This is a genomic window from Treponema sp. UBA7567 (assembly GCF_002476655.1).
GTDB lineage: Bacteria > Spirochaetota > Spirochaetia > Treponematales > Treponemataceae > Treponema_D.
In genome coordinates, this window is the sequence record NZ_DLLH01000056.1 from 12666 (window position 1) to 39207 (window position 26542).

22 protein-coding genes and 2 tRNA genes are annotated in these 26542 nt (G+C 38.2%); 2 read left to right on the forward strand and 22 right to left on the reverse strand.

Annotated features, from left to right (window positions below; translation table 11 throughout):
• Positions 1-34: 34 nt before the first annotated feature.
• The 5 genes from murG to B3Y13_RS07120 all read right to left on the reverse strand — a co-directional run bounded on the left by murG (position 35) and on the right by B3Y13_RS07120 (position 5975).
• Complete coding sequence (murG, locus tag B3Y13_RS07100; protein WP_296667459.1) at positions 35-1189, reverse strand: undecaprenyldiphospho-muramoylpentapeptide beta-N-acetylglucosaminyltransferase; 1155 nt, start codon at positions 1187-1189, stop codon at positions 35-37.
• An 89-nt stretch (positions 1190-1278) separates the two neighbouring features.
• A complete protein-coding gene (locus B3Y13_RS07105; protein ID WP_296667458.1) occupies positions 1279-2256 on the reverse strand; it encodes a hypothetical protein in 978 nt (325 codons plus the stop codon).
• Positions 2257-2420: 164 nt separating this feature from the next.
• Positions 2421-2493: transfer RNA gene (locus tag B3Y13_RS07110), tRNA-Phe, on the reverse strand.
• 154 nt (positions 2494-2647) lie between these two features.
• Positions 2648-4288 carry an ABC-F family ATP-binding cassette domain-containing protein gene (locus B3Y13_RS07115; protein WP_296693599.1) on the reverse strand — a complete coding sequence of 547 codons (1641 nt, stop codon included), beginning with the start codon at positions 4286-4288 and terminating at the stop codon, positions 2648-2650.
• A gap of 49 nt (positions 4289-4337) precedes the next feature.
• Positions 4338-5975 (reverse strand): DEAD/DEAH box helicase, encoded by a 1638-nt coding sequence (locus B3Y13_RS07120; protein ID WP_296693602.1) that lies wholly within the window; start codon positions 5973-5975, stop codon positions 4338-4340.
• Between the two features lie 233 nt (positions 5976-6208).
• Here B3Y13_RS07120 and B3Y13_RS07125 point away from each other — a divergent pair, with 233 nt between their 5' ends.
• Complete coding sequence (locus B3Y13_RS07125) at positions 6209-7339, forward strand: class I SAM-dependent methyltransferase (RefSeq protein ID WP_296693604.1); 1131 nt, start codon at positions 6209-6211, stop codon at positions 7337-7339.
• 198 nt (positions 7340-7537) lie between these two features.
• Here the strand turns inward: B3Y13_RS07125 and rpmE are convergent, their stop codons facing one another.
• The 6 genes from rpmE to rpsT form a co-directional block, all read right to left on the reverse strand.
• On the reverse strand, positions 7538-7753 hold the full coding sequence (gene rpmE, locus B3Y13_RS07130; RefSeq protein WP_078930325.1) for a 50S ribosomal protein L31: 216 nt from the start codon (positions 7751-7753) through the stop codon (positions 7538-7540).
• Positions 7754-7927: 174 nt separating this feature from the next.
• Positions 7928-9691 carry a transcription termination factor Rho gene (gene rho / locus B3Y13_RS07135; RefSeq protein ID WP_296693608.1) on the reverse strand — a complete coding sequence of 588 codons (1764 nt, stop codon included), beginning with the start codon at positions 9689-9691 and terminating at the stop codon, positions 7928-7930.
• Positions 9692-9916: 225 nt separating this feature from the next.
• A complete protein-coding gene (locus B3Y13_RS07140) occupies positions 9917-10369 on the reverse strand; it encodes a bactofilin family protein (RefSeq protein ID WP_296667449.1) in 453 nt (150 codons plus the stop codon).
• Positions 10370-10374: 5 nt separating this feature from the next.
• Entirely contained in the window at positions 10375-11823 is a 1449-nt protein-coding gene (gene lnt, locus B3Y13_RS07145) for an apolipoprotein N-acyltransferase (RefSeq protein ID WP_296693611.1), read from the reverse strand.
• 17 nt (positions 11824-11840) lie between these two features.
• Positions 11841-12167, reverse strand: a complete 327-nt coding sequence (locus tag B3Y13_RS07150; protein WP_296019845.1) for an HU family DNA-binding protein — start codon at positions 12165-12167, stop codon at positions 11841-11843.
• Positions 12168-12261: 94 nt separating this feature from the next.
• Positions 12262-12546 carry a 30S ribosomal protein S20 gene (gene rpsT, locus B3Y13_RS07155; protein ID WP_296019848.1) on the reverse strand — a complete coding sequence of 95 codons (285 nt, stop codon included), beginning with the start codon at positions 12544-12546 and terminating at the stop codon, positions 12262-12264.
• Between the two features lie 205 nt (positions 12547-12751).
• Here rpsT and B3Y13_RS07160 point away from each other — a divergent pair, with 205 nt between their 5' ends.
• On the forward strand, positions 12752-12928 hold the full coding sequence (locus B3Y13_RS07160; RefSeq protein WP_143592590.1) for a hypothetical protein: 177 nt from the start codon (positions 12752-12754) through the stop codon (positions 12926-12928).
• Positions 12929-13045: 117 nt separating this feature from the next.
• Here the strand turns inward: B3Y13_RS07160 and B3Y13_RS07165 are convergent, their stop codons facing one another.
• From B3Y13_RS07165 to B3Y13_RS07215, 11 genes are all read right to left on the reverse strand, one after another.
• Entirely contained in the window at positions 13046-15499 is a 2454-nt protein-coding gene (locus B3Y13_RS07165) for a helicase C-terminal domain-containing protein (protein ID WP_296693613.1), read from the reverse strand.
• 67 nt (positions 15500-15566) lie between these two features.
• Positions 15567-15638: transfer RNA gene (locus B3Y13_RS07170), tRNA-Glu, on the reverse strand.
• A 127-nt stretch (positions 15639-15765) separates the two neighbouring features.
• Entirely contained in the window at positions 15766-17025 is a 1260-nt protein-coding gene (locus B3Y13_RS07175; protein WP_296693616.1) for a (p)ppGpp synthetase, read from the reverse strand.
• Positions 17026-17136: 111 nt separating this feature from the next.
• Complete coding sequence (locus tag B3Y13_RS07180) at positions 17137-18252, reverse strand: flagellar filament outer layer protein FlaA (protein ID WP_296019855.1); 1116 nt, start codon at positions 18250-18252, stop codon at positions 17137-17139.
• Positions 18253-18321: 69 nt separating this feature from the next.
• A complete protein-coding gene (locus B3Y13_RS07185) occupies positions 18322-18816 on the reverse strand; it encodes a GerMN domain-containing protein (protein ID WP_296019858.1) in 495 nt (164 codons plus the stop codon).
• On the reverse strand, positions 18813-18977 hold the full coding sequence (locus tag B3Y13_RS07190) for an N-acetylmuramoyl-L-alanine amidase (protein ID WP_296693619.1): 165 nt from the start codon (positions 18975-18977) through the stop codon (positions 18813-18815). The genes B3Y13_RS07185 and B3Y13_RS07190 overlap by 4 nt, the downstream gene beginning before the upstream one ends.
• A gap of 28 nt (positions 18978-19005) precedes the next feature.
• Entirely contained in the window at positions 19006-19779 is a 774-nt protein-coding gene (locus tag B3Y13_RS07195) for an N-acetylmuramoyl-L-alanine amidase (RefSeq protein ID WP_422664328.1), read from the reverse strand.
• A 64-nt stretch (positions 19780-19843) separates the two neighbouring features.
• The gene (locus B3Y13_RS07200) at positions 19844-21478 is read right to left on the reverse strand and encodes an ATP-grasp domain-containing protein (protein ID WP_296693625.1); all 1635 of its coding nucleotides are present in this window, start codon (positions 21476-21478) and stop codon (positions 19844-19846) included.
• A gap of 37 nt (positions 21479-21515) precedes the next feature.
• A complete protein-coding gene (locus B3Y13_RS07205) occupies positions 21516-23996 on the reverse strand; it encodes a cytidylyltransferase domain-containing protein (RefSeq protein ID WP_296668251.1) in 2481 nt (826 codons plus the stop codon).
• Positions 23993-24952 carry a hypothetical protein gene (locus tag B3Y13_RS07210; protein ID WP_296019870.1) on the reverse strand — a complete coding sequence of 320 codons (960 nt, stop codon included), beginning with the start codon at positions 24950-24952 and terminating at the stop codon, positions 23993-23995. The genes B3Y13_RS07205 and B3Y13_RS07210 overlap by 4 nt, the downstream gene beginning before the upstream one ends.
• A complete protein-coding gene (locus tag B3Y13_RS07215) occupies positions 24927-26507 on the reverse strand; it encodes a spiro-SPASM protein (RefSeq protein WP_296693627.1) in 1581 nt (526 codons plus the stop codon). The genes B3Y13_RS07210 and B3Y13_RS07215 overlap by 26 nt, the downstream gene beginning before the upstream one ends.
• Between the last annotated feature and the right edge of the window lie 35 nt (positions 26508-26542).

Genomic DNA, 26542 nt, shown 5'->3' on the forward strand with positions numbered 1-26542 from the left:
AAAGCAACGCTTGAGCAAACTATGCTGATAAAAATTACTTCCTTGTAATTTTTATCATATCTCCATATTTTTCAATATTTTTTAAAATCAATTCAGCAATTTTTAAGGAAGCTCTTTTTCCAGATACAAGTTCTGCCATTTTTTTAGACATCAAATCTCTTTCTTTTTTATCCAAGAGTTTTTCAAGACAATTTTTTAAATTTTCAAAAATAGCTTCGTTTCCAGTCAATACAAAAGCAGCTCCACGCTCCTTAAAGAAATTTGCATTGTCAACTTGATCACCTCGAGTTCCATTTCCACATAACGGAATAAGAACAGAAGGCTTTTTTTCAACAGCGCTTTCCCAGACAGTATTTGCCCCTGCCCTCGAAAGAATAACGTCCGCACAAGCAATAACGTCCGGCATCTGCTCATAAATAAACGGATAAGGAAAATAACTGTCCGTTTGAGCAGGAACAAAACTTGCATCTTTTGAACCACATTGATGAACTACGTTAAAATGCTCTGTCAGCCAGGCCAAATTTTCTACAACAAGTTCATTCAACTGATGAGCGCCAAGACTTCCACCGAGCACAAGAAGAACAGGCTTTTTTAAATCCGCATTCTTTCCTTCAAAAAGAAATTTCCGTCCTTTCTGTGCATCAGCTTCATAAAATACAGGGCGAACAGGATTTCCAGTCACAACGGCAAGGCTCTGCTTGCTCTTTGGAATAAATTTTACAGTTTCTGGATAAGAAACCAGAATTTTTGAAGCAAAGCGCGAATTTATTTTTGTTGCAAGTCCTGGTGTAAAATCACATTCATGCGTAAAAACAGGAATCCGCAAAATTCGCGCGGCAAAACAAGGAGGAACAGAAACATATCCGCCTTTAGAAAAAACAACAGCCGGACGAATAAATAAAAGCCTGAAAAAAGAAACCGCAATTCCCGCGATAATTTTAAAAACATCAAAAAAGTTTTTTATTGAAAAATATCGCCGGAGTTTACCGGAAGGAACTGCGCAAAACCTGTCGGCACTTCCGCTTTTTTCGACAAGGGTTCTGTCCATTCCGGAAGAATTTCCGAACCAGTAAATTTTTATTTTAAGATTATTTTTCTTTGCAATTTTCTTTAATTCATCGGCAACGGCAAGTCCAGGGTAAATATGTCCGCCTGTTCCGCCACCAGCAAAAACAATTCTTATGCTCATCGTGTTATTATGACACAGTTTTTTTTTTTAGACAAGAAAAAAGCCGGCTGAAAATTCAACCGGCTCAATTTTAAAATCCACTTAAAAAACTACAGAGAAAGCCTTAAACTTGCAGCTCCTGACCACAAGCCGTCATCTGTAATATGGCGCAAGTCGGCAGTAATACTAAGAGTAAAGTCGAGGACAAAGAAATTTACGCCTACACCTGCAAAAATCTGAGGCTGAATTGCATTAAAGTCAAACGAATCTGTCTTATAAGAACCGTTGTCTTTAACCTTTGCTCCAAGTGTTCCAGCTACACTTTCAATCTGTTCTGCATAAGATCCGCTATAAGCCCAGTCCCAAGTATTGTCCGCTTTAGAAACAAGCCCTCTCAAACCAACAAACGGGGTTACAAAAAGGAATTTTTTAGAAACCTGAGCCTGGAAATACATTGTGTGAACTTTGTAATCAACATTTGCCTTCGCATAATCCGAAGAAACTCCAAAAGTTCCCTGATTATAGAAATAACCTGCACCTACACTGATTTTTGGCATTACAAGTCCGCCCTTAAAGAGAGCATAACGCACGTCCATTCCGACTGTAAGCAAATCAACATCCAAGTCTGCACCGAACTGTGAAGTGCTCATTTTTCCAGTTTTCATAACAGCAATGTCAAAATCGAAAGGAAGCAAAATTCCGCCAATACGAAGATCAGCCGTAAAAACCGGGAAATAATAGCTGCTCTTAATGTCAATGTCGTCAAGCTGCAAAGCTTCGATAGCCTGCTTTAATCCGCTTGTATCAATGTGAGTAAAACCAATATTTACTCCTCCACCAAGATTAGGCGGAAGCGAAATCAACTGGCCGATATAAGCGTCAGACCAAACATTCTGCTGAGTTGCAGCCTGAGGAACCGCAGCGGCAAGCTGTTTTGAAAAATCATCAAAACCATTGCTAATTTCATCTGCCTGCGAATTAAAATTATCAACCCAATCTTTTGTAATATCCTCGATTTTTAAGGCAAAAACTGATGTAGAAAGAAGTGTAAAAATCGCAACCGATCCCCAAAATTTTATTTTTTTCATTGAACTATCCTCCTGATAAAAAACAAACAACTTAATTTCAAAAACAAAAGCTGAACGAAACAATCGTCCGACTTATAGAATTGTAACGCAAAAATAATATCTTACAAATAATTTTATTTTAAAAATTTAAAACAAAAAAGGCTTCTGAATTTACCAGAAGCCTTTGCCACAGGTTGGAATCGAACCAACGACATACGGATTTTCAGTCCGGCGCTCTACCAACTGAGCTACTGCGGCGTTGATGTATAATACTATACCTAAATTGATATTTTTGGTCAATAGCAAATTTCCAATTTTCCAAATTTTTTTTATTTTTTACTTTTTTTTCGCCACGCAAAACTTTTTATTTTTTTTGCGCAGCAAAAACATTCGAATTCTAAAAATTGAAAAATTAGAATTTAATTTTTCTGTCTGAATCTTTATAATATTCTGCACGCATTGCACGAATCTGCTCGTCTGCCATGTAATCATCAAACGGCATCATACGGTCAATTACGCCTTTCGGTGTAATTTCGACTATGCGATTTGCAATTGTAGAAATGAATTCGTGGTCGTGACTTGTAAAGAGAATTACCCCCGGAAAATCAACAAGCGCACGGTTTAAGCTTTCAATTGCTTCAAGGTCAAGATGATTTGTCGGGTCGTCCATAATAAGGATATTTGAACCGGCAAGCATCAATTTTGAAAGCATGCATCGGACTTTTTCGCCTCCGGAAAGAACCTTCACTTTTTTAAGCGATTCATCGCCAGAAAAAAGCATTCTTCCCAAGAATCCACGGACATAAGCATCGTCCTGCTCTTTTGAGAACTGTTTTAACCATTCGGTAATATTGTAGTCATTATTGAAAAACTGGTTATTATCACGTGCCAAATAAGAACAGCTTGTCGTCTGTCCCCAGAAATACTCTCCGTTTTCTGCCTTTTTTTCACCAGAAATTATGTCGAACAGTGAAGAAACAGCGTTGTGCTCAACTCCGACAAATGCAATCTTGTCAGTGCGGTTTACAATAAGACTAAAGTCGTTCAAAAGTTGAACTCCATCTTCGTCTTTTGAATTGAGTTTGCGGCATTCAAGAACATTGTTTCCGATTTCACGGTCAGGTTTGAACTGTACAAACGGAAATTTGCGGCTTGTAACAGGAAGGTCATCAAGTTCAAGTTTTTCGAGAATTTTCTTGCGGCTGGTTGCCTGACGAGATTTTGCGGCATTTGAAGCGAATCTCTGGATAAATTCTTTCAAATCCTTTGCTTTTTCTTCGTTTTTACGCTTCTGATCCTTTGCCTGCTTCTGAAGAATTTGGCTCATCTGGTACCAAAAGTCATAGTTTCCGGCAAACTGAGTAATTTTTCCGTAGTCAATATCGCAAATAACTGTACAAACAGTATTCAAAAAGTGGCGGTCGTGGCTTACAACGATTACAACGTTCTCAAAATCAAGCAAAAAGTCTTCAAGCCAGCTAATTGACTCAAGGTCAAGACCGTTCGTCGGTTCGTCAAGGACAAGAATGTCAGGATTTCCAAAAAGAGCCTGGGCCAAGAGAACACGGACTTTCTGAGATTCATCAAGCTCGCTCATCATTTTATCATGATATTTTTCTTCAAGACCGAGGCCAGAAAGCATCTGCTCAATCTGGTTTTCTGATTCGTAACCGCCGAGTTCTCCAAACTGAGCCTCGAGTTCTGCCGATTTTATTCCATCTTCTTCGGTAAAATCTTCTTTCGCATAAATTTCATCGCGGGCCTTAGAAACTTCATAAAGTTTTGGATACCCCATCATCACAGTTTCTTTTACACTGTAACTGTCAAATGCAAAGTGGTCCTGTTTTAGAACGGCCATGCGTTCTCCAGGAGTTATGATAATTTCGCCGGAATCGCGGTCCTGCTCACCGGAAAGAACTTTTAAGAAAGTCGATTTTCCTGCGCCGTTTGCACCGATAATTCCGTAGCAGTTTCCTGCCGTAAATTTTAAATTTACGTCTTTAAAAAGCGGTTTTTCACTAAAATGAAGGCTTACGTCCGAAACTGTAATCATTTATTTTCTCCCTTTTAAAAGTTGATTTGGTTATTTTTTACTTATTCTGCTATTTTGAAAAGAATTTCTTAATTCTATCAAAAATTCCAACTTTTTTATTATTTTTTGAACTTACTTTTGAAGCAGGCTTTTTATTTTGTCCGTTAAAATTCTGCTTTTGAGGCGATTTTTTTCCGCTGTTTTTTGAAAAATTATTTTTCGCGTTTTTGCCAGATTTCCCGTTTTTAGAAGAACCGGCATTTTTCAAAGAATTCTTCGATGCCGACGATTTTTTATTTTCCGAAAAAGAACTGCCTGTTTTTGAAAAGCTTGAATATTTTTCCTTGTAATATTTCATTCTTTCATCAGCAGTCATTTCGCTCAATTTTGCAAGCTCTTCATCGGTTGAGCGGCGTTTTGCAGAAGATTTTGAATTCACATTTTTTTCGTATCTTCCTGCCGATTTTCCATCTTGCTTTCTTTCTGAGCGCCTTGAGAATGATTTTTGTTTTTGCTCGCGTTCTTCCCGTTTTTTTTCAGAATCAAGTTTTATATAAACATTGCGGCTCTTATCTTCAACAAATTCTTCCTTATCTGCAAGTCTTGAAGGAATCTGTTTTTCGATATAACGCTCAATCGGCATTAAAGAATAAACGTCCTGCTCAGAACAGAAACTGTAGGCTTTTCCGCTTTTTCCGGCACGAGCGGTACGTCCAATTCTGTGAACATAATTTTCCGCTTCGTTAGGCAAATCAAAGTTTACAACCATCGCAAGGTCGTTCACGTCAATTCCGCGCGCCGCAACATCGGTCGCAATAAGACATTTTATTTTTCCGTCTTTAAAATTATCCATAATCTTAAGACGGCGGCTCTGCGGCAAATCTCCGATTATAAATTCATTTTTAACGCCGTTCAATTTCAGGCGTTTTGAAAGAATTTCGCACATTTTTTTTGTATTGCAGAAAATAATCAGGCTTTCAGGATTTTCTTTCTGCAAAATTCCAAGCAAAAGAGGAATTTTGTCATCGCTCGCAACATGAATAAGCTCCTGATCGATTTCATCAACCGTAATATTTTCTGCCTCGATTACGATTTCTTTTGCGTCTTTCGTATATTCCCAGGCAAGGTTTTTTACATAAGAATTCAAAGTTGCAGAGAAAAGCATTGTCTGGCGAATGTCAGAGCCTGGTAAAAATCTTACGATTTTTCGCAAATCTGGATAAAACCCCATGTCAAACATTCTGTCAGCTTCGTCAATTGCAAGATAGGCAACACTGTTCAAGTCCATTTTTTTTGATTCGTGCAAATCAATTATACGGCCTGGAGTTCCGACAATAATATCAACACCCTTTTTAAGTTCGTCAATCTGATTTTCGTAACCAACTCCACCATAAAAAGAAGCAGTTTCAAGACCAGAAAATTTTCCGAGCTTTTTGGCTTCTTCTTCAACCTGAACAGCAAGCTCCCTCGTCGGAACCATTACGAGCGCTTTTTTGCCTTCGTTTTTTCCGCCGCTCAAAAGCTGCTGCATAATTGTCACAAGAAAAGCAGCCGTTTTTCCAGTTCCAGTCTGAGACTGAACATAAAGATCGCTTCCATCGAGCGAAACTTCAAGCACCTGTTTTTGAACCGGTGTACATTCTACATAACCGGCTTCGTCAATTCCTCTAAAAAGGCTTTCGTTTAAATTTAATTCTGAATAATTCATAATGCCAACACTAAAAAATTTGAAAAAAGTAATTTACCAGCATCTGCAAAAAGAACCACATAAAAGGCAGAAATTCTAAAGATGCCGTCAATTTTTAATTCATTGTATTTAACAACTTAAAAACGCAGTTTTAAGAAAAACTCTGAAAATTATACTGTTTATTGCACTTTGTTTCAACTTTAACGCAATTATGCTATGTATTTTTTCAAGTTTTTCGGATATATTTTTTATTTATGCAAAATAACGATAATACACAGAAAAAACTTCAATATCAGGCAGAACTTTTTGCAAACCGCCTTTCAAAAAAATACAAGCTTTTAAAAAAATGGGCGCGCAAAAACAGAATAAGCTGCTACCGCCTTTACGACAAGGACATTCCGGAAATTCCTCTTGCAGCCGACATCTACGAGTTTCTGCCGGACGAAATTTCCGACAAAACAGGATGCGCTTTCTTTCTCCGCGAAAACGACCTAAACATTTCGTCAAACGACCAAAACGCAATCTCAGAAACAAAAATGCGCACTTATCTCCATCTCTATCTTTACGAGCGCCCATACGAAAAAGACGAATCTGAAGAAGAAAAATGGCTTGACTCAATGGCAGAATCAGCCGCAAAAGTTTTACAGATTCCGCAGTGCCATATCATAAAAAAACTCCGAAAAAAGCAAAAAGGCGACAGCCAATACGAAAAACTGGAAACTCAAAATAAAATCGAAGGAACGACACAAGAATGCGGCCAGCTTTTTAAAATCAACCTAAGCGAATACCTCGATACAGGTCTTTTTTTAGACCACCGTCCTTTACGAAACCTTGTACGACAGACAGTTCAAGGCAAATCCGTACTAAACCTTTTCTGCTACACAGGAAGTTTTTCAGTTTATGCGGCAGAAGGAAGGGCAAGCCGCATCGAAAGCGTCGATTTAAGCAACACATATATTTTATGGGCAAAAGAAAATATGGCATTAAACGGCTTTACAGACAATGCAAAATACTTTTACACACGACAAGATGCAACAGGCTTTTTAAATCAAAAAAATGCGGAAGTTCCAAACGAACAGGGAACAAACCGCTACGACACAATAATCCTCGACCCGCCAACTTTCTCAAATTCAAAGGCTACGCAAAATGTGCTGGACATAAACCGCGACTGGCTCGCTCTCTGCGAAAAATGCCTCAAAATTCTAAAACCAAAAGGCACTCTTTATTTTTCAACAAACAGCCGCCGCCTCTCGTTCAGCGAAGAAGAGCTGCGTCAAAAACTTCCAGAACTCAAACTCCAGATTCAAGACATAACAGTCCAGACAATTCCAGAAGATTTCAACGGCAAAAAACCACACCGCTGCTGGAAAATCTCATTATTTTAAATAAAAAGCAGGGCGTTCCGGCTTACGCCGCCGGGTGTTTCGCGGTTCCGCCTTTTGCTTCATTAAAATTGCAGTTTCGCAAAACAAAACTGCAATTTTAACGGCTTCCCCGCCGCTGCACCCCCTAACGCAAAATTCATTCAAACAAAAAAAATCCACCTCAAAAAGAAGTGGATTCTTTCAATCAGACAAATTTTCTTACTTTGATTCTTTGTTTGTAAGACCAAAACGTTTGTTGAATCTTTCGATACGTCCTGCTGTATCTACAAGTTTTTGTTTTCCTGTGTAGAATGGATGGCAGGCAGAACAAATTTCAACATGAATGTTCTGTACTGTTGAACGTGTTTCGATTACATTGCCACACTGGCATGTAATTTTTGTCATTTTGTATTCAGGATGAATACCAGCTCTCATTTTTTATCTCCTTTACTGCTTGCCCGGTATTAAAGCAACCCCAGTCACCACTAGCTTACGCAAAATAAAAAAAAGCGTTTCTATCATTCCATCACTGTTAGGAAACAAGTTAATACCACAAGCGTATTTTTAATTTTACATTTTTTGCAAAGCTTTAGTCAATACCAAGTCAGCCTAATTTATAGCCGCAGAGCCTGTATTCATTGCCGCAAGAAAAGCTTTATTATCCTTGCTTTTTTTCATTTGCTGCAAAATAAGTTCAGTAATCTCAATGTCTTCCATTGGCGCAATAACTTTGCGCAAAATCCAAATTTTCTGAAGCTCGTCTTCTGTAAGCAAAAGCTCTTCTTTACGGGTTCCAGATTTTTTAATATTGATTGCAGGAAACAGTCTTCTTTCTGCAAGCTTGCGGTCAAGGTTAATTTCAGAGTTTCCAGTTCCTTTAAATTCTTCAAAGATAACCTCATCCATGCGGCTTCCTGTTTCAATGAGAGCCGTAGAAACAATCGTCAAAGAACCGCCCTCTTCTATATTGCGGGCAGCGCCAAAAAACCGCTTAGGCTTATGCAAAGCATTAGAATCAACACCGCCAGACAAAACTTTTCCGGAAGTTGGAACTGTAATATTGTATGCACGTGCAAGACGAGTGATTGAGTCCAAAAGAATTACTACATCGCGTTTATGCTCTACAAGACGTTTTGCCTTTTCAAGAACCATCTCTGCAACCTGAACGTGACGTGTAGCCTGCTCATCAAACGTTGAAGAAATAACTTCTCCCTTGATTGCGCGCTCCATGTCTGTAACTTCTTCCGGACGCTCATCAATAAGAAGCACAATTAAATAAACTTCCGGGTTATTCTGAATTATTGCGTTTGCAATTTTCTGCATAAGAATTGTTTTTCCGGCTTTTGGAGGAGCAACAATCAAAAGACGCTGGCCTTTCCCAATTGGAGCAAACAAATCAACAATTCTACCAGAATATTCATCGCTTACAGTTTCCAAACGCAATTTTTCATTTGGATAAAGCGGAGTCAGATTTTCGAATGGAACACGCGTCTGTGCTACGCGAGGTTCATCAAAATTTACGGTTTCGATTCTTAAAAGTGCAAAAAAACGTTCACCTTCTTTTGGAGAACGGGTCTGTCCGTAAACAGTGTCGCCGGTTTTAAGATTAAAAAGACGAATCTGGCTCGGACTAATATAAATATCATCCGGTCCAGGAAGATAACTGTTCTGCGGAGAACGCAAAAATCCGTAGCCGTCAGGAAGAATTTCAAGAGCACCAGAAGCAAAGATAAGTCCGCCATGTTCTGTATGCGCTTTAAGAATATTAAAAATAACTTCCTGCTTTTTCATTGAAGGAATATCTTCTTCGGCACAGCCGTATTGAATTGCCATAGAACGCAATTCCGGCATGCTCATTTTTGTAAGGTCATTGATTAAAAGACGTGGTTTTGATTCGTATTCTTCAGGATTTTCAATTATCTGGGCAGCGGCTGTCGCTTCGTCTCTGGCGGCGTTTCTTGCAGCAATTCTTTCTCTGTAGGAAGTTCTTCTGTTATTGCCGTTGATATGCTGGCGATTGTTATAAGCGCGTTCTGTTCTTTCGGCTCGTTCACCATCTGTTTTTGAAACTACAACCCTTCTCCGCGGTTTTATAACAACTCGAGTCCGGCGCCCTTCCGTTTCTGAAGGATTTTCTTCTGTTTCCGTCGCAACAGAAGATTCTTCGGAAGCAGGATTCTCAGGCTCATCTTCTAACGAACAATCTTCTTCAGCTTCGTTAACTTCCGGTTCTGCAACAGATTCTTCCTGAACTGATGCCGGACTTTCAAAAGATTCTGGCTGAATATCCAACTCCAGCTGATTTTGAACATCCTCATTATCATTTTTCAAGTCTTCGGATTTGTCCAAAAAACGGCGCTTAATCAATGCCATTTTAATTCTCCATAAAAAAAATAATAAAAACTGTAAAATTTTATAAATTATCTACAGACTTTTTAAATTAAAAATATCCATCTGTAAAATTATTAAAAACGGTTAAAAAAACTAAAAACTTTTCAAGGATTTTTCGTTAAAAGAATTGATTACTTATTATATTATTCTAGCAATAAAAAAGTCAATAAGATTTATTTTTTAATCAAAAGACTCCAAATTGCTGTTTTAATGAGGCAAATCTGATTTTATAAGCAAAGCCTGTTTAAATTCGTCAGAGGCAACAGAAAAAATATCAACATCTGGAGGATTCTGCAACATCGTAACACTGCCTTCAAAATCTACATTGTCAGCAATCCTTATTCTTCCAGTCACAACATCACCAAAAACACTGCTTCCAGAACACATTTCGACACGTTCTTTTGCTTCTATATTGCCTTTTACTTTTCCAGAAATCACAAGAGAATTTACTTTGATTGACTCCACATCGCAAAGTGCGGTTTTGTCAATTTCTAAATCTCCGGTCGCATTTATTTTTCCGCTGAATTTTCCTGTAATCACAAGATTGTCAGTAAACTCGAGTTCTCCGTCAAATTCTGTTTCCTGACCAAAAACAGTCAGATTTTTTTTCTGATTTCCTTCTTTTTCAACTCTTTTATTCAGTTCAATATTTTGCGACATATCTACTATTTTACCTTATTTATTTCAACTTCGCAATACAGAAAATTTTCAGAAAAAGGATTTATCATTTTCTTCACTTTGCCAAAACCGTCGATATAGCAGGTTTGACCGCTGTTTGAAGAACGAATCATCGGAATTCCATTTTCCATTGAACAAAAGCTTGCGGCCGCAAGATGCTGCATCTGACAAGCTCCGCTATAACTCCAGGAATCATTTGAAAGGCTGATAAAAAGCTCCGCCCCCATTTTTGCCATTTTTTCGCCGACTTCAGAAAAAGTATCTTCAAAGCAAATTGGAGTTCCGATTAAAATTTCTCTAAACTTTAACAGCTTCATTTTTTCACCTTCAAGCCAATAACGGCCGCTTATTACGCTCTGCTGGTAATACTCAGGAAAAAATCCTTTCAACGGAAAATCTTCAGAAAAAGGCACAAGATGATTTTTTTTGTAAACCTGCCAGTTTGGAAGCACTGTCTGTCTTGAATTAACAATTGGCTTTATTGGGGAAAACAAAAGAGCGCTGTTATAATTTTTAAAACTCGTTCCAAGAATAAAGTCGCATTTTTTTGAATTTATGTAATCAAAAAGGTCAATCGCCATCTCAGAACGCTCATCTTCGCGTCCAAAACGCAATTTTTTATCAAAAGCAGAAACCACATCAACAACAACGCTGGTTTCCGGCCAAACAACAATCTGAATGTCAGGATGCTGCATAAGAGCCTTATCTGTAAGCCGTTTTAAGCTTTCAATTTCTTTTTTATACTGCTCAATTCCATCTTTTCTTGGCTCCGCATTATTTTGAATTAAAACCGTCTTCAAAGTTGAAGAAGGCTCTGTTTCTTCAACAAAAAAACCTATAAAAATATGCTGAATAAAAAGAACTGCAAAAAACAGCGCTCCACCAGCCTGCACAAAATTAAAACGTCTGTATTTTATGACATAAGAAACATTCGCAACAACAATACAGTTAAAGAAAATAATTAAAAAATCCAGTCCCCAAATTTTTGTATATCGGACAGCTCTTGTTAAAACAGGAATTTTCCACTGAGTATAAGCAGAAACTCCGTATCCAAAGGCAAAATATCCTTTTGTAAAAAGGAATTCTGCAAAAAAAAGAATCAGAATATTAAAAATAAAAGCATATTTCCTTGTTTTTGAAAAAAATTGCAAAAGAGCAAAAATTATAGCCCAATAAATTCCAAAAAGAGAATAAACACCTAAAGCCGCAAACACATCGTAACGAATAAGCCAAAAACAAAAAAGAAAATAACTGATAAAACCATAGGCAAAGCCTGCCAAAGCAGATTTTTTCAAGCTAAATTTTGGAATTATAAATAAAAAAGGAATATAATAAAACCAAGCTAACAAAAAAAGCCCGTTTTTAAAAATAAAATTAGGATGTGAAAGGAATTTTAAGAAAGATGATAAAAGAACAGAAGCGACTACCTGAATCAAGGCTCATCTTCCTTTTTTTACTCAACAGTAGCCGAAGATTCAAAAACAGGAAGATCCCAAAGGGATTTTTTTAATTCCTGTCCAGCCCTAAACGCAGCCACAAAATGCGGCGCAACGGTAAGCTGCTCTCCTGTTTTTGGATTGCGGGCTTTTGAACGACCTTTTCTCAAGCGAGGTTCAAAAGTTCCAAAACCACGAAGTTCAATTGTATTGCCTTCCTTTAAGGCATTTTTTAATTCATCCAAAAGTTGTTCTACAACATCCTGGACGATTTTTTTTTCGCATTGCGCTTTTTGGTAAACAGATTCAACTAAATCATATTTTGTTACTTTTTTAGCAGACATTTATTTACCTCACAACATTTTCAGAAAAAAAAATTCCTGATGACGCAAGCGTAAACTTTACGCCATCAGGTTTTTAGGCATAGAGAATGCCAAATTATTTTGCAGGAGCTTCAGCAAATGAAACGTTAAAAAGTTTCGCCATGCGTGACTTTTTGCGAGAAACAGCATTGCGTGTAAGGACACCCTTACTACGTGCAGAGTCAAGCTTAGATACTAAAGTTGTAAGTCTTTCCTTAGCAAGCTTTTCGTCTTTAGCCTGAACAGCTTCTACAAACTGTCTTGCATAAGTACGAACTTCACTTTTAATTGCTTTGTTGTGCAAGCGACGAACTTCGCTCTGTGCATATCTTTTTTCTGCAGATGATTTTTTTCCAGCCAAAGGAGGCACCCCCAAATAAAAACTTTATAAATATTAACAAACGAACGATTTATAGTCAATATGGATTTTTTGTTAATTCGTATCAATATATCAAATTAGAGTTTTATTTTAAAGTTTTTTCACTATATGTTTTTTAAATCTTGACACAGAGTTTCTAATTTATTATACTATTTGAACATATTCGAATATTTTTTGGAGGATAGTCATGGCTGGTGCTAGTAAGAACTCTCGTACAACAGTTGCAACACAGAAATTTGAATGCCCTGAATGTGGTGGCGAAATTGTAATGAAAACTTTGTACGAAAACGGAAGACTCCGCAACGTAGCTGAGTGTTCAAAATGCAAACTCACAAAACGTCGTCCTAAAGATTTTAGAAAATAAATTTCTTATAGCGACCATATAACCCCCGCAGACCAAAGTACACGGTTTTGCGGGATTTTTTTTGCATACAAACGCATTGCAAAATCATTCAAGCAAATAAAAATTCAATCAAGTCAACTAATCAATAAGGGCTGCGACAGCTTGCGCTATATTTTCTACAGAGTCATACATTTTTTTTGTTTCAGGAACACTCGAAGTAAAGATCTTTCCGTACTGCTTTTCTACGATTCTTTTATCTAAAACAACGATTGCACCTTTATCAGAATTTCTGCGCATCAAGCGTCCAAATCCCTGCCTAAATTTTATAACAGCATCAGGAACAGACAATTCCATAAAAGAACTTCCGCCTCTCTGCTGTATCATTTCCGACTTTGCTGCAAAAACAGGATTATTAGGAACACCGAACGGCAATTTTGCAATAATTACCTGAGACAGGCTGTCGCCGGGAACATCAACACCTTCCCAAAACGAATCTGTTGCAAAAAGAACACTCGGCTTATCTTCTCTAAAGATTTTTAAAAGCCGGAATCTGTCATCATCTCCCTGCTTTAAAATTTTTATCCCCGAAAGTCTGAGCGCATTACGGGCTATATCGCAAGCGTGTTTCAAAGATTCGTAAGAAGTAAACAAAACCAGCGTTTTCCCGCCAGCCGCACGAATCAAACGGACAATTGAATCTTCAATATAACGCTGATATTCAAAGGCATTTTCCGGAAAAGGAGCGTCCCTCGCAACTGCAAACAGAACATTCGTTTTATAAGGAAAAGGCGAAGGAAAATCCCCTTCTAAAATACGCTCTTCTTCAGCAAAAAAAACTCCTGAGCGCTTTTTCCAGTAATTAAAAGATTTTCCTATGCTCAGCGTGGCAGAAGTACAGACAACGCTGTCCATGGGCTCAAAAACACCTTTATTCATCGTCTGCGAAATATCAAGCGGAGTTTGAACAAACTGAACGTAATAAGGATTTTCAATATTTTTTGCAACTGCCGAACTAAGCTTTGATTTTTGAATCCAATATACAAAATCCGGATGTTCGTTCCATGACAAAAAACTGCCAAGAACAACCGCAGAATCTTCAAGTCTTCTCAAAACGCTTTTTGTTTCGTACAAAACAGGGCTGTCTTTTGCTTCTTCTGGAATACAGTCAAAAAGCTTGCGGACATTTCCTGTAAAATCCACAATATGCTTTTGCAAAACCGACATTGAATGAAGAACGTTCACAAACTGAGTCTGAGTATTCTTAAAAAGCCTTAGAGTGTATTCGTGCTCTAAAAGCGCAAGTCCGGCATCTTCAAGCCCGTTCAAAGCGACTTTTATTTGATTTACGCTTTCAATCAGAGAGTCCGAATTTTCTTCTGAAAAAGAAAGAGAAAGAAGCGTGAATAAAAAGCCAGCGGCAACACCTCTCCTTGTCCTGTATAAAAGATTAAGCTGTTTTTGAATTTTAAAACGGTTTATCTGATTGCTAAAAAAAGAGGTTGCGGCATCCTCAATTCCGTGAGCTTCGTCAAAAACAATGCGCTTATAAGGCGGCAAAACAGCGGTATCTTCAAAGCCTGCTCCTTCAAGCCGGGATTCAATATCTGCAAATAAAATATGGTGGTTTACAACAAGAATATTCGCATCGGCAGCCTCTTTGCGAACCTTCATCACAAAGCATTTTTCCCGAAACGGACATTTCATCCCCATGCAGGCATCCGCTTCCGAGTTTACCTTCTGCCAAACATTTTCCGAAGGCATAAAAGAAAGGTCGCTCCGGCTTCCAGTCGGTGTATTTTTTGACCACTCAAAAATTTTATCAAAAATTTCCTGTTCTTCATTGAATAAATCGCGCTCTTTTTCAGTTTCATCAAGTCGGCGCAAACACAAATAATTCTGCCGGCCTTTTACAAGAACTGCCTTTATTTTTTTTCCTATGATTTTTTCTGCCGCAGGAATATCTTTTTCAATCAATTGCTGCTGAAGATTTATAGTTCCTGTTGAAACAACTACTCTTTCCTTGTTTTCGACAGCCCAAAGCATCGAAGGAATAAGATAAGAAAAAGATTTTCCGACGCCAGTTCCCGCTTCAAAAATACCAATTTTGTTGCCGTTTAGCGCGCTTACGATTTTTCTTACAAGCTCAAGTTGAACAGGGCGCTCCTCATAGTCTGTAGATTTTTTAGCTAGAGGACCGTTTTTCGAAAGATAAAAGGCAACTTTTTCAGAATTTAACTTTTTTATAACACGAGGTAGAACTGGTTCCATTACAACATAAACTTCAGAAACTTCGTTGTTTATTATGTAAAATCCCTGGGCATTTTCAGAGCATTCTGAAGCAACCATAAGATCCGCGTCAGAAGGATTGAGATTTCCAGAAGGATGGTTATGAATAAGGACAGAACAGTTTCTCTTTTGCGAAAAATTTACCGGGACAGAATTCAAAGAACCTCTGGCACCGACACTGACAGAAACCACAACTCCGCTTTCGTTTATCAACCCTGAAAAAAAAACTTCATTTCCAGAAGCGTTTTTTATCTGGGCGCGCATTTCCGCTCTTGCATTATCCGAAAACCGTTTGTTAATTTCCATCGCTCCGCCCCTAAAAAAAACAAAAGCGCAAAAAAAAGCCTTGCAACTTTTAGTTACAAGGCTTTTACATCTCCTAGCAGAATTGAACTGCTGTTGTCGGGATGAAAACCCGATGTCCTAACCACTAGACGAAGGAGACTTGTTTATATCATCTGCAACGCAGTTGACTATTAGATAATAACAAAGCATAAAAATTACGTCAATACCTCAAAAGTTCTTTTTTTGAATTTTTTATAACTTTTTGTTTATTTTTTTTCTAATCAATTTTACATGCTAATATCGAGCTTTTTAAGAAGTTTTTCTTTAAAAAGCTTTTCATCCGCAAGTTCCAGCCCCATAGCTTCAGCAGCAGACAAATCGTCCAAGGCTTTTTCGTCTTCTCCAATTTTTGAATAGGCGACGGCCCGTCTGTAACGTGCATGAGATTGAAATTCATTTATTTCAAGAGATTTAGAAAACGCTTCTATTGCTTTTTCGTATTTTAAAAGAACTGTATAGACTATTCCAATATAGTAGTAAGAGCGGAAACCATTTTCATCATATTTTACGCTTGACTCAAAATCTTTTAGCGCATTTTTATAATCATTGGAAGCAAAATAAGCCATTCCTCGGTGCTTAAAAACTACGGAAAGAACAATATCCGCAGGAACAGGCTTTGATTCAAGAATTTGGGTATAAATTATGATTGCCTTCTGCATTTCGCCGTTATTATGCGCATGTATAGCGTCAAGCAACATATCATCAATCGTTCCCCTGACAAACTGGCTTGCTTTTCCAATTTCTTTAGTGTCATTTTTTAGCTTAGATTTTTCTTCTTCAGAGAATTCTCCGGTTGCTTCGTCAACTTTTTCGTAAAAAGATTCCCTGCGCTCAGACGTTTCAAACTGAAGTTTTTTTTGATAATCACGAATTTCCTGAAAGATCGTATCCGCAAGACTTAAACTTGCATTTATAGAAGCAAGTTTTCTTCTTAAAGGCATATCAAACGGAGAAAATTCTGTTTTATAGATAAGCTCGTGCTCAACTTCCGCCCAGGCATCCTGCAAAATCGTCCTTATCTGAATTTCACAGACAAGTCCGTCAGGAACTTTTTCAGAATTAGAATCAGGCATACAGTCGGCAGGTATTGAAATCAAAACATGTATCGATTCATATCCAAATTCCCTAAAATTATCACCGCTGCCTTTATATTCAACTTCTTTAACCGTAAAATTTTTGCGAATCTGCTGCTCTACTTCATGCAAATCTTCTATGAAGGCACAAATAATTCTTATGCCAATCATATCGGTCAGTTCGACAAGTTTTCCTCGAAAAGAAAATTCGTCAGTCTTAAGACGTAAAATTTTTCTGTAATACGAATTAAAAGATTTTATTCTTGATTTATAAGTTGGCATTGAAGCAAGCTTTATCGTTTTTTTAAGTTTTGCTTCAATTTTTTGCATTATTTCTGAAAGAACCTGATTATAAGACTCGTAGATTTTTTTGATTTCGTATTTGTGCGGAATTGAAAAAGTAATTTTGCTCATTGATAAAATTTAACATTGAAAATAAAAAAAAGCAAATTAAGAAATTTTGAGCATAAAAAAACCGCCCGAAAAACACGGACGGTTTCCAGAAGTTTCCTTTATTTAGAAAACTTATTTAGCATCTGCTGCCTGACCACCATTAGACTGAGCATTAGAAGTAGAATTTTCATCAAGTGAAGATGAGAATGAAGCTTCTGTTGCCATCTTAGATTTTTCAAGGTAGCGGTTAACCTGCTTGTTACCAAAACGGCTCATTTCAAAATTCTGACGAGCAGATTCTTTCTTTGTTACGATTCCCCAAAGATCCTCGTCAGCAATGTCGCGTTCAGAAGTAAGTTCTGCTTTGTCGTAAATAATTTTTACATCTTTGAAATAACCGATGAAGTCATCACCTACGTGAGAAGCATCGCGTGTAATCTGGAATCCAGCAAACTTAACAAACGGAAGACCACGTGGATAGATCGGATAAATGCGAATTTCGCGTGTACGTACTTCAGAAATATAATCCGGGTTGTTCCAAGTAAGAGTCTTCCAACCGTCAAATCCGAGGTATCCCATGAAGTAACGGCGAGTTACACCATCTGTATCTCCAAGAAGAACGTAAAGTCCATGAGGAAAATTCATACCCAAGGTTGTAACAGCAATTGATTTGATTGTTCCAACATTTTTTACAACACCGTAAGCTGGAGAATCATCACTGTCAGCTTCGAACAATGTGCGTCCAGAAGCTTTTTCTTCGTCTGTCTGTGGCTGACGGTTGCCATTTGCATCTGCTGTTGAAAGCGGTTCATAAGCAGGAATTTCGAATGGAGGAACAATTTTTGCATTTGCATTATATGCTCCAGATGGGAATACTATGCGTACACCCATTACATTTTTTCCAGCAAATGGCACTTTTGCACTTTCACGAACAGGCGCAGGCACAACCTGAGAGTTAGCGAGAGCACCTACAGTCTGAGCCGAACTGTTGAGAACGATTTCCCAATCTCCAAGGTACAAAGAAGTCTTCATAAGATCTCTCTGCTCCTGGTCAAAAGTTGCACCAGCTGCAACACCATAATCCATAATTGTGCGGCTGTTTTCAGGGATTTCAACATCGCTGTCCTGAGCTTTGATAGTAATATCAGCATCAAGAGTTGTGAAATCGATAAGTGTTGATTCCTTTGCAAATACAGATGCACCCAAAAGCATCATTCCTGCAACGGATAAAACGAAAGTTTTCTTCATTCGAAGCTCCTTATATTCGATTGATGTAGCCTTGTTATTCAATAATTATTCTATAACCAATTGCTTTTGTCAATTGTTTTTCGCTTGGATTTTATCGTCCAAAAAGACGGATTTTCCATCAATAAAGAGTTCTATTTTCTTTACAGATGGAAAATTAGCCTTTACATTCATCTGCAAAAGTTCATAACTATTTTGCAAATTTACGTCCGGCGAAAAATTCATAATCGCCTGTTCAGAGAGGTTTAAAAACAATGTTCCTTCACGCAAAAAACAAAAAATCACGCGTGTGCCTAGCGGAAAGAACGGCCTTGCACGCTGCGACATAGGTCCTGAAAGCAGCTCTTCAACATAAAGAGTAAGTTTTGAACTGCCTTCTACGTCCGGAACATTTCTATTTTCATAAACAAGATTTTGGCTTCCGGCAATATTATACCGAAACGAATACCTAAAGCCCCGGAAATTAAGCAAATAAAAGAAAAGAGAAACAATAAAAACAACAAGAAGAACAAAAATCAACTGAACTTTCCGGTTGTTTTTTAAAAGTGAAGAAATTTTTTTCATCATTTCGAACCTGTAAATCCTCTTGAACGCTCAAAATGCGTTACAAAAGCAGATAATCCATTATATATTCCAAGGGAAAGCTTCTGCAAGTAAGATTCATCTTTTAAGAGAAGTCCTTCTTTCTGGTTCGTAAGAAAACCAAGCTCAACAAGAACTGCCGGCATATTTGAATTTCTGACGACGAACCACTCTTCAGCCTTGATTCCGCGGGCAGANNGAAGAAAGATTTCCGACCTGAGCCTGCATTCCGTCCATTATGAATTTTGCAATCAAAATGCTTTCCGTTGTGTATTCTTCTTCCATCATCGAATTCATAACCGTGTACAAATCATTGTCTTCAATGCTGCCTTTTTCAAGAACCGTGCGCCTGTAACCTGGAGAAAGATACCAGACTTCAAAACCAGAGGCTTTTTTGTCGAGCGAAGCATTTACATGAACAGAAACATAAAGAATCGCTTCCTTGTCCTTAAGTTTTATTGAATTTGCAATTTCAGTACGCTGCGAAAGCGAAAGAAAAACATCTTTTGAACGCGTAAGCTGAATGTTTTTGTCGGGATATGCGGCTTTTAAGCGTGAATAAAGCATTTTTCCGACAGAAAGGTTTATCTCTTTTTCTGTTACAGTGATTTTTTTGCCGTTGACAATGTGAGTAAATTGCGCCCCTGGATCTTTTCCGCCATGTCCGGGATCAATCAGAATTGCACCGATTTTAAATCCATTTTGGGAATTTTCCGTCTTAAAAAGACTTTCCGCTTCATTCAAAAAATTCTGGCTTACAAAAACTGCACCATCTGTTACCTCCGGACTGTCTACAAGCACAAGTTTCTTGTAATCTTCAAGAATAAAATCATCGCCTTTTCTAAAAGAAACCTGATGTCCGTTTTTTTCGAGGATTCCGCTTTCAGAAAGGCTGTCCCAATAAACTGTAATTCCTGATTTTGCGCTTTCTTCAAGAAGATTAAGCATTTTTCTTTGAGCAGAAAGAGGAATTAAAAAAATAAAGAACAAAACTGAAAAAATTTTATGATTTTTATTCACTTTTTTTACCGTCTATTGTTTTTTTTGCCGTGTACAACATGCCCTGAATTGAGCCTCGCAAAGCCGACTTCCAGAATTTTTTTCCGTCAAGCTCTTCGTGGTCAGGGAAAATTGAATCAAATTTTTCGACGATCTGGGCAAATGAGCAATGATTCCAATCGCAAATCTGATTTTGAACGTTTTTTATTTCTACCGGAACAAAATCCGCTATTTTTGCATTTGCAGGAATATTGCAGATTTTTGACCAGTCGAGTTCAACATCAAATGCTGAAGGTGGAAAACCTTTTTCGTCCGCCAGTTCAATTTTTTCAAGAAAATCTTCGGTCTTTTTATTGTTTGTTTCGAGAATTAAAGTAATTTTATTCAAAGCGTCATAAGCCGCTTTTTCGGCATTTTTTCTGTCAGAAGCCTTTGTGATTATGTTTCCGCATTTTTCTACGTTGTTGCGCGGAAAATTCACTTCATCGCCATTTTTTGCCCGTGGAAGAACTTCCTCTACCCCGCAAACTTCCGAAGTTTCTTTTAAGCCACGAATTTCTGCTATTTTTCCGGGAATGCTAAGCCACGCGCGCTCTGCGCTCACATTTTTTGACTCAAGCTCATAAAGCTCAAACGGCTGAACGCTGTTTTTTACGGACTGGTGCGGATTCCATTCAATTTTTTTGCGGTTCCTTAAAATATAATCAGGTTCCATTCCGACAGATATTTTTAACGCTTCTTTTGTAAGAAAACAGCCAGAAGAAAGTGGAAAAGTCCATCCGCTCATGTAGCCGCCAGAAAGACGGGCTGCGATTTCTCCAATCATAGGACCGTTTTTTGTATATTTTATATCTGCCTTTGCGACTCCCTGAGTTAAACCGAGGGCTTTTGCTCCAAGGGCAAAGGTTGCAATAAGTTCGTTCTTGATTTTTGAATCGGCCACAGAAGGCATTGTATGTCCGGTTTCGATAAAATACGGCGGATAATAGATGTGTCTGTCGGCAAAACCTGTAACCGTAAAAGTTCCATTGTAAATGAGCGCGTCAATGCTAAATTCTGCGCCTTCCATATAATCTTCAAAAATCGCTTTTCTTGTGCGGCTGTTATTTATTGCGCAAGAAACCGCAGGTTTTAATTCTTCTTCTGAGCGAACAAGCCTGCAACCACGGCCTCCCATGTTGTCGACAGGCTTTATAACTTTTGGAAAAGCAATTTTGTTATTTCTTGCAAGAACCAAAAGTTCTTCCAGACGTTTTTCATCAATTTCTTCAAATTCTGGACTCGGAACTCCATTTTTCTTAAAACATTCGCGCATTCTGACTTTATTGGAAGCGTTCAGGCAAGATTCGTACCTGTGTCCAAAAAGACCAAGATGCTCTGCAACGTAAGCTGTATTTGCCGAAAAATCAGTGCCAGCCGTAAAAACACCGGCAATAATCATTCCTTTTTCTTTGATTTTTTCAGCAAGATGAACCAAACCGTCCCTGTCTTTTAAATCGACAGGCTCAAAAATATCTGCCATTTTGGAGCAGACTGCGTCAGGATTTCCATCAGCAACAACTGTCTTAAAACCAAGTTCCTTTGCAGCACAGATTGCAGGTTTTTGCATAAGTCCTGCGCCAAGTATGATTACTGCTTTTTCGTTCATTTTTAAAATTTTCCTTTTTAAATTCGGTTTTTAAATTTTACTGCTGAATATCGCGTTCTTTCCGGCAATAAACCTCAAAAGTATCACCAAGCCCAAAAAAGTGGCTTGCAGCCGTATAAAAAGCCCATTTGAGGCTGTTTGGTTTTGAACCGGCAAGATTTGGAAATCGTTCCGGATGATGGCCTGTGCTCAGGATTTTTTCGATTTTAAATCCGTATTTTTTTAAAATCGAAGAAACGCGGTTCGGTTCCCAAAGTGAATAGTGATCAGCCGGGCTGTTTTGGAAAAACGAATGAGTGTTAAACCTTCCGGAAACGCCTCCTGCAGAAGGCGTGCTGAATGCAAAAACTCCGCCTTTTTTCAATATTTTTGAAACAGCCTTGAGCACGCTGTCCAAATTTTGAAAATGCTCGATTACATACCACATCGTAACGGCGTCAAACTCATTTATTCCAAACTCGGCTGCAGCATCAAAAGCCGGAAAAGCGGTGCAGGTTGCAGGATAATGGAGCTTTTCCTGAACATAACTTACGGCCTCGGCGGAAATATCTGTTCCAAAAACCTGCCATCCGGCATCGTTTGCAGCATCCATAAACGGACCAAAAGCACAGCCTACGTCAAGAACCGCAGGAGTAATAAGTTTATGAGAATTTCGGAAAATATAGTCAATCACACCTGTTCGCCTTACGCACTGACTTTTTATTGATTCAAAATCTTCAAGATAAGTTTTTCCGTACTGTTTTTTGTAATTTTCAAAAAAATACTTTTCGTTGTAAGAAGTGTTTTCTGAATCTGCCGTATAAGACATATAAAGCATTCCGCAAGTATTGCAGCGGCGGAATGTGCGTTTGTTTGTCCGGCAAATAATCTGATCTTCAAAAGTCAGATGATCAGTCGTGCAAATCGGGCAGAACAGCCTTTTTCCCTTTGAAAGCATTCTGACAAATTTTCCCAAATCATTTTTTTCTGGAGAAAGCCGGGCAAAATGCCCCTCAGGGTAAAGCTCATTTACATCAGAAAGTGAAAATTCTGCGCCGATTTCGTTTATGTTCTGCGCCGAAAGACACTTAAATCCGTATTTTCTAGCAAGATTTACGTGAAGAGGAGTTGTTCCAAGAAGGACGACTGCGCAGCCTGCGGCAACCGCTTCAAAAGCAGTAAATCCGTAATGAGTTACGACAACATCGTAATTAAAAAGCTGCTCGCGCAAATTGTGCACAGGTTTTATAAAAGTGATTTTGTCTAAAATTTCAGGCTCAACGCGTTTTTCAGAAGCTTCAGGATTTTGAACAATGGCCGTAACTTTGTAACCGAGTTTTGCATAAGAAACCGAAGCTGGAACAACTAAATCGGCAGGATCTTCACCGCCGACAGTAACAAGAATTGATTTTATGTCTTCGGTATTCTTAAGTTTTTCCGTGCGTTTGTTTTTTGGAAGAGTTATATATGACGGATCTGAAATATTTGCAGGGCGCTGAAGTCCATAAGAAGGAATTATATCCAGAAGGTAATCGCACAAATCCGTATTCAAAGAACCTTCGTCAATCGCAGCAAGAGGAGCAAGCGATGAAAGTTTTAACGCAAATTCCCGGTCTAAGACAAAGGCATCGGTTACAATGAGACTGTATTCGTCTTTTTCCGGAAGAGAATTGACTATCTGGCTTTCTGAAAAACCATCTTTTTTTGCCGCCTCGATTACTTCATCTTTTTCCTCAAGGTCTGCATCATCTGGAATATAAACATTTGCACCGATTGAAACGGCAATTGCAAGACAGCGGCGCAAATGGCCTGTTCCCTTTCCTTTTTTTACGCAAGGAACGCACAAAACAGGAAATTTTATAGAATCATCTTCAAAAGCATGAATAATTTCTTCACTCGTATAAGGCCCGTTTCCGCCGAGATTTCTTACAACCGTACAGGCGCGGCGATAATCCGCAAGAGTGTCGATTGTCGTTCTTAAAGACGGTCTGTTCCACTGAGAAGGTGAAGAAAGCATTACACTCGTAAAATTTTCAGGATGATTGTAGAGAGACGGGCCGACGTGTTCGTGGTCATAAGGCTCTTCTGTCAAAGAAGCGGCTTTTAAAAGCGATTTTGCACTAAAAATTTCAACTCCGCTTCCATGCGGAAGCCCTGTATAAGTTATGTAGTCGCATTTTCCAGTCTGAGAACGGCGGTTATACTGTTCAAGAAGAGAAACTGCGCAATCATAAAAAAGAAACGGATTGTCCGCAGTAGCACGAATTACCGTATCTGCCTTAGTTTTTTTTATCAAAAGGCAAAAACGTTCAAGAACGTCTTCGAGAGGACCTTCAAAAACACTAAAACCATTGCGCTTTGCAACCGGAGCAAGCTGTCCGCAACTTTCGCTGTCTGTCGCAAGATAATATTCATCTGCTGGAACTTTTTTCATAGCGGCAAGAGTCCAGTCAAGAACAGTTGAATTTCCGAGCGGCAGCAAAGCCTTTCCCGGAAGACGGGTGGAAGAAAGCCTGCATTGGACAACAAGAATCGTCATTTTATTTTTCCCCAGTTTTCTACAAGATATTTTGCATCGATTTTAAAACGGTATTTGTTTTTGGAAACCCAATTCCGGGCATCGCAAAACTGTCTGTAAGATTCAATTAAACCGCATCCTGACCTTAAAAGATATACAAAAAATGAAGATTTTGGAATAACTCCGTGATCTTCGTCAAAACGCGGAAGCAAATTTTTTAAGAAAAACCGTCCGTAGGACAAGTTCGCAGTCAAATTTTCAACAGGAAAATCATCTTCATAAGAAAAACTGTACAAAGTTGAAATTAAGACTTTTTCGCCCCAAAGCCAGGCGCGCATAAAAAAGTCCAGAGTCTGCCAGTGCAGAGAATTTATTGTGTAATCAAAACCACCGAGCTCAATAAATTTTTTTCTATTATAAATACCGATGTTATCAAGCGGATAAAGCGTTTTTAAACCGTCAGAAATCGAAGATGAGGCAAAAACATCAAAAGTTGAACCTTTTACAGTCGGTGAAAAAATCAAAGGAAAATTTGTAATTGAACCGCAAGTGAGCCGTGGACTGGCGCATAAAATCTTTAAGTCCTCAATTTTTTCAAGAACACGTGAAGAAATCAATTCGCCTTCGATTTTTAAATTGTCGCGAAAAACCAAAACATTTTCGCACGAAAATTCCGACATTCCGATATTTATAAGTTCGCCTTCGTTTACGTTTTCCAAAGGAATTACAAATTTTACTGACGGAAATTTGCGCGAAAGTTCATTTATATTGTAATTTTCATGATTTTTTTCGACCGAAACAATCTGCTCAAAACCCATTTTTATCAGTTTTTCCAAAATGGCAGAACGAAACTGGCTTCCTTTTCCATTTAAAAGCAAAAGCCCGGCCGGAAGTTTTATTTCGGAAGGAGAATCTTTTCCTCCAAGCACAGCTCGGTTTATCTGTCGTTCGTTAAAAATTAAAGGTATAGTATTCATCGCAGGCTCGGCATTTTTCGCAATAATTTTTATTCATGTGGTTCAAAACTTCTTTCTGAACTGAATCCCAAATTTTTTCAAAAGGCTCTCCAATTGCATTTCCGGCAATTTCCGAAATTCTTGATCTGCACAAAGGAACGCTTCCGTCTGAAAGAATATTCATATCGCGCCTCAAATGCCAGCAAACGTTCCGTTCTAGAGGAGAAAGGTCTGCGGGTTTTTCATCGCTCAAAAGTCCCGCGCAGCTGTCGTATTTCAAAATCACAAATTGTCCGCCAGAAGGAGAAGTTTTTTCTTTCCAAAAACGATAAAAACTTTCAAGCTGCTCTTCGTTTTCATTCATTCTTGTAAACTGCGGATAAACGTGCGATGGAAAAAATTGAGAAAGCATTGAAACAGTTTTTAAGGCTTTTTGAAAATTTGAGCCCGAGATTCCATTCATTTTTTCGTACATTTTTTCATCAACGCTGTCAAGCTGAACCGCAAAGTCAATGCGGCAAGAATTTTTTGAAGCTTCTGCAATTTTTTTTGCCTGCTCTTCAGAAAGGCAAAGTCCGTCAGTTTCGATAAAAAGCTTTAATTCAGGATATTTTAAAACTTCAAGCGCAAAATCAACAAAATCTGGATTTAAAACCGGCTCGCCAAAAAGCGAAAGTCCGACTGTTGCCTGAACCGAAAAATCTGCAATTTTTTTTACGAGAATTTTAAATTCATCTAGCTGCATAAAAGGCATTTTTTTGTCAGAAAAAAGTTTTCCGTAAGGACAGTAAAGGCTTTTTGTATTATAAGAATTTGAAATCTGAATATTGTAATAAGCAGGCAATGTCTGCTGGATTCCTGGCATTTTTTCTGCCAAATCAGAAATTTCGTAAACATTAAAATCTGGCGTCAAAAAATCTTTTTTTTGCATTTTTGCTTCTTCAAAAAGACGGACACAAGAAGTAAAACCAGATTTTGAAGAACATTCAAAGTTATAACGCAGCATCCGATAATCTTTATCTGAAATAACAGTTTCTATTTCAAAAGAATTTATATCCGAACTTATAATGGAAAAAAGCGCATCGCGGGAAGCAGGCTTTTCTCCAATTGATTTTTGAAAATTTTCCGCAAGACTTGCAATTATCGCGGCCGCTCCCCTGTCAATAATTTCCGGGGCAAAGCCACTTGCAAAACCGTCGGCAAAAGTATATTCAGCCTTGTACTGAACATGGGAAAATGCGAGCTCATCTGTAAGCTCTTTATTTAAAAACGGAGAATCCGCCCAGGCAAAAACTGCAAAATCAGCAGAATTTTGCGCGCACTGAGAAGCAATTTCCTTTGCGACAAGCGCATTCGTCCAGTCTTCGTGCTGAACAAGCAAAATCTCTTTTTTTTGAGGAAGACATTCGCTTATAAACGGAAAATTCTCTTTATTTGTAAAAATTACGGTTTTTATCGAATTTTCAACGGAAAAAGCCCATTCAAGAGTTTTTTCAAAGGCACAGAGAGAATCAAATTTTTTTTCATATCTAAAGCCAGGCTTTTCTCCGGCAAAAAGAATTACAAGTTTTTTCATTTTATATTTATCGGTTTTTCGATTGAACAAGATAA